Genomic DNA, 14,579 nt, shown 5'->3' with positions numbered 1-14,579 from the left:
AATTATGGATTCTAAAAAACCAAAAGCCTCCAATAAAAAGGGAGCAACCAATACAAAGAAAACCACGCCTAAAAAAGAACCGGCTTCTCCGGAACGTAGTGCTAAAAAAGACAGAAAATTAAAAGTTACCGAAGAAAAAACTTTAAAAGGGAAGAAATCTGTGCCTTTGGATTCTACGGCACAGCAAGGAAAAGCTCCTGCTTCCGCTAGCAAAAAGAAAAAAGCTACTACAGCTTCTGGTGCTAAAAAGAAAACTACTAAAAGTAAAAAGGCGGTGGCCCCGAAGCAGGTGAAAGATGATAAATCTCCAGCCAAAGCTCCCCGACAATATAAGAGTAAGAATGCCCTTGAGGGGGTTTCGGATATTAGACGGTCTTTTCATAAAAATGAAGAACCCTTATACTTTATAAGTGCAACAAACTTCAATCTTTTAGGTGCCGATGAGTGGATTAAAGGATTCAAATTTATTTGCCATATCGAGTGTTTTGATGGTCTTCATCCTAATGTTTTTTCACCTAAAACCGAGATTCCTCATGATGATTTTGAAGGAATCGAAGACATAAATAATTATTTATTGCAGCATCCCGAAGTTCAGGATTATTTAAAAACGAGATCTATAGACGGAAGGGCTGGTAAGGCAATGTTCCTTATGTTCAATGAAAAAACCGAAGAACTTGCAGAAAAGCTAGGTTTGGAAATTATGTTTCCAAAAGCCGAAATGCGAACTTTCCTGGATAACAAAGTAAACACCAACCGTATTGCAGAAAAAGCCTGTGTTGCCTGTGTTCCTTATGTACTTAACAAAGTAAATAATTATGAACATTTAAGGGAAATTTCTAAACACCTTGGAAACGAACTGGTTATTCAAACACCTTTTGGAGATTCCGGGCATACTACTTTCTTTATTTCGAATGAAGAAGACTATCAAAAACACGCTGAAGAGATTGAAAAAGAAGAGGAAGTTAAGGTAATGAAACGTATTCGTTGCCGAGGTTCTGCTATAGAAGCTTGTGTTACCAGGCACGGCACCATCGTAGCTCCTTTAATGACAGAATTGGTAGGATTTAAAGAACTTACTCCCTATGAAGGTGGTTGGTGTGGCAACGAGATTTATCCCAATGCTTTTACTCCCGAGTTAAGAGATAAAGCGATAGAATACACCCAGTTATTTGGTAACCAATTGCGGGAAGAAGGTTATAAAGGATATTTTGAACTCGATTTTTTAATAGATCAGGACAATGGTGAGATTTATCTTGGGGAGTTAAATCCGCGGGTTACTGGAGCCAGTTCCATAACCAATCACGCTGTTTTTGCTCTTGCAGATGCACCCTTATTTGTTTTTCATATTTTAGAATGGATGGATATCGATTATGACCTTGATATAGAGGCTATTAATAATCGTTGGGCCCGCCAGGAGAATATAGATGGTTGGAGCCAGCTTATTGTAAAACATACCGAAGATACTGTAGAATATGTAACAAATGCCCCAAACTCTGGTATTTACAGAATGTATGATACCGGCCATATTCAATTTGACAGGATGGATACTCACCGGAGGGCGGTTGAAAATGAAAATGAAGCTTTTTTCTTACGTATAACCAGAAAAGGAGACTACCTGTATGAAGGAGCAGATATGGGAATTTTAGTGAGCCGGGGACGTATGATGACCGATGATTTTCAGCTTAACAACAGGGCTAAACACTGGATTAAGGCGATTAGGGCACAATACACTTCTGAAATGGTAGAAGATAAAAAAAAGCCAAAATTGTCAGGAACTTTAACTAAATAATATCGTGGGATTTTGAGGGAGTAAAAGGAAATAAAACTATTTTGCCATATCAATAAACCATTATTATTTAAAAACCATTCAACATGCAATTACATTTTAATGCTATTTCTGAACCCGAAAAACCGGGTTCCAAATGGCAGAAATTATATAAAACTCATTGGCCTGCTTATAAAAGCTGGCTTAATTCAAAAGGAACAGCTAATTATCCAGATCTTAAAACCTCACAGGCAGCGCTTAAAAAATATATGCCAGAGATGTGGCCTACTTATCAGCGTTTGTGCAAACTGGCAAAAGGAGATAAGGTGGCAGCCCGGTTTTTAACAGGCTTTCAGCCTCCTGCTTATATAAGTGGTTGCTCACAAGCGGTTACTACGGGAGAAGAAATTCAACTGGTTAGAAATTACGATTTTCATCCAGATCTTATGGAAGGAACGCAATTACTAACCTCCTGGAATAATAAAAAAGTAATCGCCACCAGCGATTGCCTTATTGGGGTTGTAGACGGAATGAATGAAGACGGGCTGGCTATTTCGCTTACTTTCGGAGGTCGAAAAGAGGTAGGAGTAGGTTTCGGTATTCCGTTTATTTTACGTTACGTTTTAGAATTTTGTAGTAATGTTGATGAAGCTGTTGCAGCTTTAATCAGGATTCCTTCGCATATGTCTTACAACGTAACCGTGGTAGATAAAACCGGAAAATTCAAAACCGTGCAATTGGCACCAGACAAGGCACCTTTGGTTACCGATGCTTCTTTTACTACTAATCACCAGGGAACAATAGACTGGCCAGAAAACGCAGCCTTTAATAAAACTCAGGAACGTTCGTCTTTTCTGAATAAAATGTTGTCTGCCAAAAGAGTGGATTCCACTCAGGTAGCCGATGCTTTTTTAAAGGCACCGCTTTACAATACTAAGTTCAAGGAAGGTTTCGGGACTTTATTTACCTCGGTATACCGACCGTTAGAAGGAAAAGTAGTACTTCGCTGGCCGCAAACTTCGGTAGAACAAAGTTTCGAAAACTTTCAGGAAGTTTATAAACTCATAAATTACGAACCAGCTCAGGTTGCATCTGAATGGTGGATCCAGGAGGCTGTAGAAATGGCCCAAACGGTAGAAGATCCATTCGAAGAGCAGTATGCTGAAAATGTAGATTGGCAGGAAACTGTTACCGAAATTTTGGTAAATGCCATGGCCCAGGCTCACCCAACAACAAATGAGCGAGACCTTGAAAAATTAAGAGGAACAATAATTAATAACGGGGAAGTCTCCTGGCAGGCAGTAGCCGGTTTCTGGAGTAAAATAGGAACAGGATATGCCGATTCCTGGAAGAGTTAGACCTTTCTGTTAAATAATTTTCTATAGAACCTGGTGTAATAAATAATGGATGTTTCCCTGTTTATTTCATCAGGTTTTTTAGTTAATATTCTTCCTTGAAAATCTAATTCAATAGTCCATAAAAAATAAAACACAATGGAATTTTATAGCACAAATCCCTATAACGGAGAACAGGTAGGGAAATATACAGCTCAAACACCTAACGAAACTACGCAGGTTTTAGAATTATCTGCTAAAGCTTTTAAAGACTGGAGTAAACAGCCGCTTTCTTTTAGAACCGAGCTTTTACAAAAAGCAGCTCAGGTATTAAGAGATAATGTAGAGGAATATGCCAAAATGATCACTCAAGAAATGGGAAAACCAATTTCTGAATCCAGGGCTGAAGTAAATAAATGTGCCTGGGTTTGCGATTATTATGCTGAAAATGCTGAAGAATTTCTCGCTTCAGAAGAAATAAAAACCGATGCTACCCATAGCTATGTTAGGCACGATCCCATTGGAGGTGTTTTTGCTATTATGCCGTGGAATTTTCCATTCTGGCAGGTTTTTAGGTTTGCTGCTCCTACACTTACTGCCGGAAACACCGGTATTTTAAAGCACGCGCCCAATGTTTTTGGATGTGCTTTAATGATTGAAGAGGTTTTTGAAAAAGCAGGCTATCCAAAAGGTGTTTTTCAGAATTTAATTGTGCATCACGATCAAACAGAAATGATTATTGCCCACGATGCCGTGCAGGCGGTTACTTTAACAGGAAGTGAAGCTGCCGGATCTGCTGTATCCCAACTTTCGGGGAAATATATAAAAAAGAGTTTGCTAGAGTTAGGCGGTAATAATTCCTTTATTGTTTGGGAAGATGCCGATATTGATCGCGCTGTTAAAACAGCGGTTTCAGCCAGGATGTTAAACTGCGGACAAAGCTGTATTGCAGCGAAGCGTTTTATTTTGTTGGAAGGAATTTATGATGAATTTGTTTCTAAATTCAAGGCTGCGGTAAGTGATTTAAAAGCGGGAGATGTTATGGAAGACACTACCCAGGTTGGTACGCTTGCCAGAAAAGACCTGGCAGATCAACTTCAAAGTCAGGTAAAAAGATCTTTAGAACATGGAGCTGAGTTATTACTTGGTGGGGAACAGAACGAGTGTTTCCACCAACCAACTATTTTAGGAAATGTAAAACCGGGAATGCCCGCTTTCGATGAAGAAACTTTTGGCCCTCTCGCAGCAATTATTAAGGCAAAAAGCATAGAGGAAGCATTTGAATTTTCAGAAAAATCTAAATTTGGGTTGGGAACTACGGTTTTTACAAAAGATATTCAAAAAGCGATGGAAATGGCGGGAAGCGTTAGCGATGGCGCCTACTTTGTAAACGAGCTTGTGAAATCTGATCCCCGACTTCCCTTTGGTGGAACTAAGCGATCGGGCTACGGGAGGGAGTTAGCCAAAGAAGGAATGATGGAGTTTGTTAATAAGAAAACAGTTTATGTTAAAGCCTAAATCATAATTTTATCAGCATTGGTCATTGCCCCGAATAGTTGTACTTTTGTGTTCTGTTTGTTTAAAAATCAACATAAAAATTAGAATTATGAGTAAATATGATGTTGCAGTTATAGGTTCGGGCCCCGGAGGATATGTGGCCGCTATACGCTGCGCGCAATTGGGAATGAAAACTGCTATCATAGAAAAATATTCAACCTTGGGTGGAACCTGCCTTAATGTAGGTTGTATTCCAAGTAAAGCTTTGCTAGATTCTTCGCATCATTACCACGATGCAGTTAAACATTTTGAAGAACACGGGATAGAAATTCCTGGTGAGGTAAAAGTAAACCTTGAGAAAATGATGGAGCGTAAATCTTCAGTAGTAAGTCAAACTTGCGATGGAGTAAAGTTCCTGATGGATAAAAATAAAATTGATGTTTTTGAAGGTGTAGGATCTTTTAAAGATAAAACCCACATTAATATTGAAAAAAACGATGGTGAAACCGAAACCATTGAAGCTGCTAAAACGATTATTGCTACAGGTTCAAAACCAGCAAACCTTCCGTTTATCGAGCTGGATAAAGAACGAATTATAACTTCTACCGAAGCTTTAAAACTGAAAGAAATTCCTAAACATATGGTCGTAATTGGCGGTGGTGTAATTGGCCTGGAGTTAGGCCAGGTTTACCGTCGTTTAGGAGCTGAGGTTACTGTTGTAGAATTTTTAGATAGAATTATTCCTACAATGGATGCTGCACTTTCAAAAGAACTTCAAAAAGTACTTAAGAAGCAAGGCGTGAAATTCCATACTTCTACAAAAGTAAAATCGGTAGAGCGTAAAGGCGACGAGATCATTATAAAAGCTGATGATAAAAAGGATAAAGAGATTGAAATAAAAGCAGATTATTGTCTTGTTTCTGTAGGGCGTAAACCTTTTACCGATGGTTTAAATGCTGATGCTGCAGGAGTAAAAGTTGATGATAAAGGTAGAATTGAAGTGAACGAACATCTACAAACTAATGTAGATAATATTTACGCTATTGGTGATGTTGTAAAAGGCGCAATGCTGGCTCATAAGGCCGAAGAAGAAGGATCTTTTGTTGCTGAAATAATGGCGGGTCAAAAACCACATATTGATTATAATTTAATTCCCGGGGTTGTTTATACCTGGCCGGAAGTTGCTTCTGTAGGAAAAACCGAAGAACAACTTAAGGAAGATAGCGTTAAATATAAAGAAGGAAAATTCCCGATGCGTGCTCTTGGACGTGCCAGGGCAAGTGGAGATACAGACGGATTTGTAAAAATCCTTGCCGATGAAAAGACCGATGAGGTTTTAGGCGTGCATATGATTGGCGCCCGTACTGCCGATCTTATTGCTGAAGCTGTAACCGCTATGGAATATAGAGCATCTGCCGAGGATATTGCAAGAATGAGCCACGCACATCCAACTTATGCTGAAGCTGTTAAGGAAGCTGCTCTTGCTGCTACAGATAATCGTGCGCTTCACGTATAGTTAATTATCAGCATTATAATTTATATAAAAATGGCTGTTTGATAGTAATTTCAAACAGCCATTTTTTTGATTTATAGCTTAAAATTTAATCTGGCTATTATTTTATAAATTAACTTGTTTCAGCCTTTATACCTTTATCCCGAATTTAGGGAATCTAACTTTCAATTCATCTTAGACCCTGAAACCAGTTCAGGGTGACGAGTGATAATTGTTATTTTAAAGCTCCAATTTCTTGAGTTCCTTATAGTTTTTATTTAATCGGCGTAGAAGTATTCCGTATATAATTCTGTAGAATAACCAAATAAATCCTATAAAAACAGCTAAACCACCTATAACTATTCCTGCGAACATAAGCCATTGTAGCGGAGTAAAACTGTATTTTTCAATATCATCAACCACTGTGTTAGTGGCATGATAATTCATAAAAAAATAGGTGTATATAAGTGTAACTACCGCTGTTGAGATTAAAATATATCCTATGTAATATTTTACAGTTTTTCTTGTGCGTAGAATATTTTTAATCAATTTTGCCACATTATCTGTAGAAGATATTCTTCGGTAATTCTTATAAAAACAATAGATAAAGAAAAAAGTGATTCCATAATTAATCGCATAAGTTATTACGGTAAATTCTTTTAAATGAATACGCTCCATCTCTGCCCAATATTCGTGATCTGCCATGAAAATGGTAATAAGAGCCCAGAATAGAAATTCAAGAATACTAATTACAAATATCCATTTAACAATTGAAGATGAGCGCTTCCACAGCATCTTATAAATTTCGTTATAGGAAAGTTGGGGAATATTGCCTTCCCGCTTCTTCCAGTCTTTTTTCAATAAATCCAGTCCATCCATTATTCTCTACGGATTTAAAATATTTTTTAACTTAGTTTTCACCCTGTTCATCTTCACTCGTGCATTTACTTCAGTAATACCAAGGGTTTCAGAAATGTCCCTGTAATTTTCATCTTCCAGATATAAAAAAACGAGCGCTTTTTCAATATCGTTTAATTCCTGAATTGCAGAATACATTACTTTTAATTGCTGCTCGGTCTCATCGTCATATTCTTCGGCTTTAATTTTAAAATCTACGGTATCAAAATCCTGCGTTTTTATACTTCTTTTTTTCTTTCGGTATAAAGTGATGGCAGTATTTAAAGCAACTCTGTACATCCAGGTGCTAAATTTAGCTTCACCCCTAAATTTCGGGTAAGCTTTCCAGAGCTGAATGGTAATTTCCTGAAAAAGATCGTTGTGAGAATCCTGATCATTCGTATAAAGGCGGCAAATTTTATGCGCAATATTCTGGTGTTTTTCCAGATTTGTTACAAACTGATGTTCTAATTCCTTATCCACAATAATTGGTTAGCTCTTATATGTAGTATAAGAGGCTGCAATGTTACAAAAAAGTATAAAGTATAGTTAATGCAGCCTTATTTTTTCAGTCAAAGCACGAGAAAACTTAAATTTGAGTACACTACCTCTGTAATTGGGTTAATTTAAATCTCGATTAGCGAGTAAAACCAAGCTTTATGAATATTCCAAGAACAAATTTACCTAGAGTCGTTATTATTGGTGGCGGTTTTGCGGGAATGGCGATGGTGAGAAAATTGATTGGCGAAGACGTTCAAACCGTGATTTTAGACCGTCATAACTATCATACTTTTCAGCCCTTACTTTACCAGGTTTCTACCTCTGGTTTAGAGCCAGACTCTATTGCATATCCTATGCGTAAAATTACGCGAAATAGTAAGAAATGCATTTTTAGGATGGCCGAGGTAAAATCTATAAATACCGAAAAAAGTTATATTGAAACTACTATTGGAGATTTAATCTACGATTACCTGGTGATCGCTACAGGTTCTAAAACTAATTTCTTTGGAAATAAGAGTATTGAGAAGAATGGGATGTGGATGAAAACCGTTCCGCAGGCATTAAATATTCGTAGTTTGATCCTGGAAAATTTAGAACAGGCGGTTATTACCGATGATCCTGAACTAAGAAAAGCACTACTTAATTTTGTTTTAGTAGGAGCAGGGCCAACAGGAGTAGAGCTTAGTGGCGCAATTGCCGAATTAAAGAACCATATTGTACCTAAAGATTATCCAGATATAAATCCTAACGAGATGAACATTCATCTTCTGGAAGGCCTGGACAGGGTTTTGCCACCGATGAGCGAAAAGGCCTCTAAAAATGCTCACGCATTTTTGGAAGAACTTGGGGTGAAAGTTCATTTAAATACCATGGTAGAAGAATATGATGGCCATCTGGTAACAACCAACACAGATCTTGCCCTAAAAACCGAAACTTTTATTTGGGCTGCCGGAGTAACCGGTGCGCCGGTAAAAGGTTTAAAAGCCGAAGCCATGGTAGAAAAGGCAAATAGGTACGAGGTTAATGCCTTCAACCAGGTTAACGGCTACGAAAATATTTTTGCAATAGGGGATATAGCTTTAATGCAAACTGAAGCCTATCCAAAAGGGCATCCTATGGTTGCCCAGCCAGCAATTCAGCAGGGGAAACATTTGGCTAAAAATATTATGAATATCCTGGAAGGTAAAAAACTCGAAGCTTTTAAATATAAAGATAAAGGTACCATGGCCACCGTGGGCAGAAATCGGGCGGTTGTAGATATAGAACAAGGTTCTTTTGGCGGATTTTTCGCCTGGTTTATCTGGATGTTTGTGCACCTCTGGTTTCTTATTGGATTTAGAAACCGACTGGTAACTTTCTTTAACTGGCTTTATAACTACTGGAATTACGACAAAGCCGCACGATTAATAATCAGGCCATTTAAAGGTTATGAAAATCAAATGAAAGTAGATAAAGAAGAGATATAAATAGTAAACAACTTCGGAGCAAGCTCACGAAGCATTATTATTAGTAAATATAATTTGATTCCCGAGGCAAGCTTCGCAGCATTTAATCTCGATTATCGAGTAAAAAAAGAGACTGTCTGAAAAGTTTATTCTCGTCAAGCTGAACTCGTTTCAGATTCTAATATGTTCTTTAATTATCAACATGTTAGATCCTGAAATAAATTCAGGATGACGGTTTTAAAACTTTTTCTGACAGTCTCTTTTTCTTTAGCCTGACTCCCTTTTTAATTTATCCCGGAAGCTTATTTATTAGTCTTTAGAATTACCTCATCTTTTTAATTTCCTTATTATAGTCTGAAGCGAGAGAAGTCTTTTGGTTATCGGTTAGTGCTTTTCCGGCCATTTGAAAAACTTCCTGTTCCTCTTCATCTAAATGATGAATTACTATATGTTCAAGCTCCTTCGCTATTTTTAACCAGTTAGAAGCGTCCATTTCTGTATCTTCCAGTTGCTCTATAAGTTCATCCATCTCGTGGTGTTCTGCTACACTATGCCTGGCTTTTTCCTGGGTAAGGTCTTTCTTCATAAGTGGAATATAAAAATGCCTTTCTTCGGCATCAGCATGAATCTTCAATTCATGTTTTAATTGCTCAAAGATCTTTTTACGCTCCTGAGTATCGCCGTGGGTTTCTACCAGTTTGGCAACAAGGTTACGCTGTATTTCGTGTTCCTGGCGTAAAGCTTCAAAAATATTCATAATTTAGGTATTGGTTAAGCTTCTAAATTATTGATTTATATGTTAAGGAAAATTTAAACGAGAGTTTTCCTAAACAGTTTAAATCGGTTCTAAAGAAGTTAACGGTTCAGTTTCGTTTTTCTACAATTCAGAAATAATATTTAGTAATGAAGACTACTTTCACGCATCTTAGCCCTGTAAATAAAAATCGATGAAATTTTTCCAGAAAATATTTAAAATCAGTCTCATAATCACGTTTTTGGTGGTTTTTCTCGAAATTATCTTCAACGGATTTAAGCTGGAAGCATTACTGGAATTAGAAACCTGGATAATTTACTTTTCCTATGCTTTTATTCTAACCCTGATAAATGGAAGTTATTTTTGGTGGTTTGGCGCTAAAATAGGCTGGGAAAAGGCTACTTTAAGAAAGGTCCTGGTGGGGGCTTTTGGCGCTGTTATTTTAACTTTAATAGGATTTTTCTTTTGCCGTTTTCTGCACTACGTAGTTTATGAAGGAGTAGTACTTCAGGAATTTTTGAGCAACGAAAAGATGGCTTTTTATCTTTTTCCTTTTCTTTTCACCACCATTATTTCACTATTTTTTCATCTTATTTATTTTTATAAAGCTTTACAGGAAAAGAAAGTAAAAGAGCAAAAAATAATTGCCGGTACGGCATCCGCTAAATTTGATGCGCTAAAAAATCAGTTAGATCCGCATTTTTTATTTAATAGTTTAAATGTGTTAAGTGCGTTAATTGATGAAAATCCCGACCAGGCGCAAAAATTTACCAGCGCGCTTTCCAAAGTTTATCGCTATGTGTTAGAGCAGAAGAATAAAGAACTGGTAGACCTGGAAGAAGAATTAAAATTTGCGAAAACCTATATGGATTTGCTGAAAATGCGGTTTGAAGATGCGATTATTTTTAATTTTCCCGCTACATTAAAAAACCCCGAAGCCAAGGTGGTTCCACTTTCACTTCAGTTATTGTTAGAAAACACCATAAAACACAATACGGTAAATTCTGAAAATCCTTTAGAAATAGCAATTGTAGAAGAAGACAGAAACTTAGTGGTGAGAAATAATATTCAGCCAAAAGAAATATTGAAACGGGGAAGTGGGGTTGGACTTTCAAATATTCAGCAACGTTATCATTTACTTACCGATAGAAAAGTTGAAATATCTAACACCAACAACACATTTAGTGTAAAATTACCACTATTAACCAAAATTGTAAAAATGGAAAAACAGGCACCGGTTTACGCCAAACAAGACGCTTATTTACGGGCGCAAAAGCAGGTAAAGGCAGAGCGCGATTTCTACGGAAATTTAACTTCCTACTTAATTGTAATTCCTGTACTGGGGCTTTTTAATTACCTAACCTACGGCGGATTCGTTTGGGTTATCTTTCCCGCAATTGGCTGGGGAATAGGCGTGTTTTTTCACGGGCTATCTGTATTCAATTACAATCTTCTACTGGGTAAAAACTGGGAGGAGCGTAAAATAAAGGAACTAATGCAAAAAGATAAAACCAACTAATTATGGAAACTTCAGAAGACAAATATCTACAAGCAAGGGAGCGGGTTAAAGAATTACGTGAGTTTTATAATCACTTATTCTCGTATATTATAGTGAATATATTTCTGGCTGGGATCAATTACTATACAAATCAATGGGCGTATCCCTGGTTTTTATGGGTTGTAGGCGGTTGGGGAATTGGTTTAGCCTTTGATGCTCTAAAAGCCTTTAGATTGAACCCTATGTTCGATAAGCGATGGGAAGAACGCAAGATCCAGGAGTATATGGAGAAAGAAGAAAAACAGCGCTGGGAATAATGGAAGTAGTAATTGTAGAAGACGAAAAGCCCGCTGCCCGGCGTTTGCAAAGAATGCTTAAAAAACTGGATTTAGAAGTAAATACCATGCTGCATTCGGTTAAGGAAGGAATTGCCTGGTTTAAAGAAAATCCTGAACCAGATCTGGTTTTTCTTGATATTCAATTGAGTGACGGGATCTCTTTTGAAATTTTTGAAAAGGTAAAAATCAATAGTGCCGTTATTTTTACTACGGCTTATGATGAATATGCTCTAAAAGCATTTAAGCTGAATAGTGTTGATTACTTGTTGAAGCCTATAGATGAAGAAGAATTGGCAAATGCAGTGATAAAATTCAAAGAAAATTACCTTAAAAATTCACCACAAATAGATTTTAACGCCTTTAGAAAAATCTTAGAAACCGGAAATAAGCCAGATTATAAAACCCGTTATACCATCCAGGTAGGCCAGCATTTAAAGATTATACCCGCAAACGAAATTTGCTGTTTTTATTCAGAAAATAAAGCTTCCTATCTTACTACCACTTCGGGGAGAAATTACCCTGTAGATGTTTCCCTTGAAAATTTAGAAAAGGAATTGGATCCAGAGAAATTCTTCAGAATTAATCGAAAATCTATTGTGAATATTGACTGTATAGAAGATATTATTAGCTATACCAATAGTCGTTTAGAGGTTAAAGTGAAAGTTTTTAGTGAATTTCAGCTTATTGTTAGTCGGGAGCGAGTGCGAGACTTCAAAAACTGGATTTCTTAAACTGAAAAGTTAAAATTGAGGCAAAGAAAAACCGGGGCCTAAATTTCTACGTAAATATTTATGAAAAGTTGGGTAACTAAAAACAGTTTCGTTTTTATTAGCCCACTGGTTTTCCGAATTTTATTTTTTTGGTTGGTTATGTGAAGGTTTGCTGTAGTATTTATGGCAGACCTTCATTTTTTATTTGATAATCGAGATTAAAATATTCCGGAGCCTGCTCGAATACAGACAATCTTTTTTCGAAATCAAAATTAAATTTCCTGGAGCAAAAAACTTATCTGTGCTTACACTATTGTTACGGTGCAGCTACAGTTCCTAAAACGTATAATTGTTCCATTGTTGGAGTTTCGCTACCGCCTTCAGGTTCTAAGGTAATTCCAAATGCTTCAGACTGGTTTTGATTTTCAAGACTGAAAACTTTATTATCATCACTTTCAAAATCAGCCAGCAAACCTATGCTGGTAGGAGTAAGGGGTTGCATAGTAAGTGACCAAACCTGGTAAACTTTTCCTCTTGGAGGTTCAGGCAGATCTTTTGCGTCTATATAAGCGGTATTTTCCTGGGTATTCCAGTAAACGGAAGCAAAGGCTTCAGGAGCAACTTGCTGGCCTTTTAGCGGGATGCGTTCTACATTTCTGTCTCTTATAACCGCAAGCAATTCTTCCGCTTTTTCAGCATCCTCACGGGCATTAGCGATCTGTTCTTCCATTTGAACATTTCTGGCATTGGCAGCTTGTAAATCTTCTCTTAGTTCGTTGGTTCGGTTAAAGAAAACGAAAAGGCCAATAAGTAATAATAAACTCGCTGCCCAACCGGAATAGGTGATCCAGTTTATGGTTCTAACCGGAGTCGCTACCGGAGCGGTTCCCGTTGGTGATTTACTTAATTTCTCTTTTATTGAAGCAATTAAATGCTCGGCATTATTTGGAGCTGTAGCAGCTGAAAGTGTAAGTAATGCTTTTTCTATTTCTTCTACCTCGGTTTTAACTTCAGGATATTCTTTTAGCACACTGCTTACCTCCCGACTTTCTTTTTCAGAAAGCGCACCGTAAACATAAAGTTCAAGGATTCCAGACGATATGTACTTTTGAATATCCATTATTTAATTACCATTGCTCTTAATTTATCTATACAAACACGGTTTCGGGTTTTAACCGTTCCCAGTGGCATATCTAATTCTTCTGAAGTTTCTTTTTGAGTGTAGCCTTTAAAAAATAAATAATCTATTAATTTTTTACAAACCGGCTTTAAGGCATCAATATATTTTTTAAGGCCAATTGCATCTACAGCTTCAGAGAAATTAGTTTTAGACTCTAATATATCTACGAAGTTATCTGTCTTAAGGTTTTGTTGATCGTTTTTAAAATCTTTTGATCTTATTTTGTCTATGGAAGCATTCCGGGCGATGTTAAGGATCCAGGTGAAAAACCGACCTTTATCAGAATTATAGCTTGGCGCTTTGTCCCATATTTTTAAAAATACGTCCTGAAGCACTTCTTCTGCAACTTTTTCGTCTCTAATTATAGTGTAAATAATCCCGTAGGTACTTTCGGAATATAGATGGTAAATACGCTCAAAGGCGCGTTCGTTTCCATTTTGAAGTTCTAAAATTAAAGCGTCTTGTTGCATAAAGAGGTAATGACTTACAGGGTAAAAATAGGATAAACTCCCGTGTAAAAAAATAAAAAGCGGCTATTTGCCGCTTTTTATTAATAATTATGTGAAAAAATTTACATTTTTATCACTCCACATCCAACTCTAGTGCCTGCAGCTCCAGATGGTTGAGAAGTAAAATCATCAACACCGTCGTGTACAATTATTGCTTTTCCAACAATATTTTTATTGTCGTCGTCACAATCTATACACCATTCATCGGTAGTCATGCTAACAGTTCCTTCTCCATTGGCATCAACTTCAAAGTTTCCAATATCACCTTTATGGTAACCTTCAGCATCGCCCCATTTCCCATGCTTTTCGTTGGTTGGATTCCAGTGGCCACCGGCAGAAGTTCCATCTTCAGCAGAGCAATCTGCCTTCTGGTGAATATGGATTGCGTGTTTACCTTCAGCTAAACCTGTAATGGTAGCTTCCATAGTAACTTCTCCATCTTCCTGGGTAAACGTTACTTCGCCACCTAATTCGCTTCCGCTTTTAGGCTCGAGAGGAACAGTAATTTCTTTAACTTCTTCCTCATCTTGCTGTGCTTCCATTTCAGAATTCATTTCTGTTTCGGCAGCGTTTTCAGCGTCATTTGCTTTTTTGTCGTTTTTACAGCCTATTATAAATAAAGAGGCGCAAAATACTAATGATAAACTTATTCTTTTCAT

14 protein-coding genes are annotated in these 14,579 nt (G+C 37.1%); 8 read left to right on the top strand and 6 right to left on the bottom strand.

Annotated elements, in window-relative coordinates; translation table 11 throughout:
• Nucleotides 1–4 precede the first annotated feature (4 nt).
• The 4 genes from B5488_RS05610 (at nt 5) to lpdA (ending at nt 6,112) form a co-directional block, all read left to right on the top strand.
• Nucleotides 5–1,789 carry a biotin carboxylase gene (locus tag B5488_RS05610; RefSeq protein ID WP_079734367.1) on the top strand — a complete coding sequence of 595 codons (1,785 nt, stop codon included), beginning with the start codon at nt 5–7 and terminating at the stop codon, nt 1,787–1,789.
• Between the two features lie 83 nt (nt 1,790–1,872).
• Nucleotides 1,873–3,123 (top strand): C45 family autoproteolytic acyltransferase/hydolase, encoded by a 1,251-nt coding sequence (locus tag B5488_RS05605; protein WP_079734366.1) that lies wholly within the window; start codon nt 1,873–1,875, stop codon nt 3,121–3,123.
• Nucleotides 3,124–3,258: 135 nt separating this feature from the next.
• Nucleotides 3,259–4,617 (top strand): NAD-dependent succinate-semialdehyde dehydrogenase, encoded by a 1,359-nt coding sequence (locus tag B5488_RS05600; protein ID WP_079734365.1) that lies wholly within the window; start codon nt 3,259–3,261, stop codon nt 4,615–4,617.
• Between the two features lie 88 nt (nt 4,618–4,705).
• Entirely contained in the window at nt 4,706–6,112 is a 1,407-nt protein-coding gene (lpdA, locus tag B5488_RS05595) for a dihydrolipoyl dehydrogenase (protein WP_079734364.1), read from the top strand.
• Between the two features lie 216 nt (nt 6,113–6,328).
• On the opposite strand, the gene B5488_RS05590 is transcribed toward lpdA, so the two are convergent.
• Both B5488_RS05590 and B5488_RS05585 read right to left on the bottom strand, forming a co-directional pair.
• Nucleotides 6,329–6,967 (bottom strand): hypothetical protein, encoded by a 639-nt coding sequence (locus B5488_RS05590; RefSeq protein ID WP_079734363.1) that lies wholly within the window; start codon nt 6,965–6,967, stop codon nt 6,329–6,331.
• Nucleotides 6,968–6,973: 6 nt separating this feature from the next.
• The gene (locus tag B5488_RS05585) at nt 6,974–7,468 is read right to left on the bottom strand and encodes an RNA polymerase sigma factor (protein WP_079734362.1); all 495 of its coding nucleotides are present in this window, start codon (nt 7,466–7,468) and stop codon (nt 6,974–6,976) included.
• Nucleotides 7,469–7,644: 176 nt separating this feature from the next.
• Here B5488_RS05585 and B5488_RS05580 point away from each other — a divergent pair, with 176 nt between their 5' ends.
• The gene (locus tag B5488_RS05580; protein WP_079734361.1) at nt 7,645–8,952 is read left to right on the top strand and encodes an NAD(P)/FAD-dependent oxidoreductase; all 1,308 of its coding nucleotides are present in this window, start codon (nt 7,645–7,647) and stop codon (nt 8,950–8,952) included.
• A 301-nt stretch (nt 8,953–9,253) separates the two neighbouring features.
• On the opposite strand, the gene B5488_RS05575 is transcribed toward B5488_RS05580, so the two are convergent.
• Nucleotides 9,254–9,688, bottom strand: coding sequence for a hemerythrin domain-containing protein (locus tag B5488_RS05575; protein WP_079734360.1), 435 nt, complete (start codon nt 9,686–9,688; stop codon nt 9,254–9,256).
• A gap of 190 nt (nt 9,689–9,878) precedes the next feature.
• Between B5488_RS05575 and B5488_RS05570 the strand changes: the two genes are divergently transcribed.
• Genes B5488_RS05570 through B5488_RS05560 form a run of 3 tightly spaced genes read left to right on the top strand, consistent with a single transcriptional unit; the run spans nt 9,879 to nt 12,252 of the window.
• Nucleotides 9,879–11,204 carry a histidine kinase gene (locus tag B5488_RS05570; RefSeq protein ID WP_079734359.1) on the top strand — a complete coding sequence of 442 codons (1,326 nt, stop codon included), beginning with the start codon at nt 9,879–9,881 and terminating at the stop codon, nt 11,202–11,204.
• Between the two features lie 2 nt (nt 11,205–11,206).
• On the top strand, nt 11,207–11,500 hold the full coding sequence (locus B5488_RS05565; protein ID WP_079734358.1) for a 2TM domain-containing protein: 294 nt from the start codon (nt 11,207–11,209) through the stop codon (nt 11,498–11,500).
• On the top strand, nt 11,500–12,252 hold the full coding sequence (locus tag B5488_RS05560) for a LytR/AlgR family response regulator transcription factor (RefSeq protein ID WP_079734357.1): 753 nt from the start codon (nt 11,500–11,502) through the stop codon (nt 12,250–12,252). The genes B5488_RS05565 and B5488_RS05560 overlap by 1 nt, the downstream gene beginning before the upstream one ends.
• A gap of 295 nt (nt 12,253–12,547) precedes the next feature.
• Here B5488_RS05560 and B5488_RS05555 read toward each other — a convergent pair whose 3' ends face one another.
• The 3 genes from B5488_RS05555 to B5488_RS05545 form a co-directional block, all read right to left on the bottom strand.
• Complete coding sequence (locus B5488_RS05555) at nt 12,548–13,351, bottom strand: anti-sigma factor (RefSeq protein WP_079734356.1); 804 nt, start codon at nt 13,349–13,351, stop codon at nt 12,548–12,550.
• Nucleotides 13,351–13,881 carry an RNA polymerase sigma factor gene (locus B5488_RS05550; RefSeq protein ID WP_079734355.1) on the bottom strand — a complete coding sequence of 177 codons (531 nt, stop codon included), beginning with the start codon at nt 13,879–13,881 and terminating at the stop codon, nt 13,351–13,353. The genes B5488_RS05555 and B5488_RS05550 overlap by 1 nt, the downstream gene beginning before the upstream one ends.
• Before the next feature lie 101 nt (nt 13,882–13,982).
• Nucleotides 13,983–14,579: a superoxide dismutase family protein gene (locus B5488_RS05545; RefSeq protein WP_079734354.1), complete on the bottom strand. Its 597-nt coding sequence runs from the start codon at nt 14,577–14,579 to the stop codon at nt 13,983–13,985.

It is taken from the genome of Salegentibacter salegens (genome assembly GCF_900142975.1).
Taxonomy (GTDB): Bacteria; Bacteroidota; Bacteroidia; order Flavobacteriales; family Flavobacteriaceae; genus Salegentibacter; species Salegentibacter salegens.
Note: the sequence above shows the minus strand (reverse complement) of the source record. Positions and strands in the feature narration are given on the sequence as shown.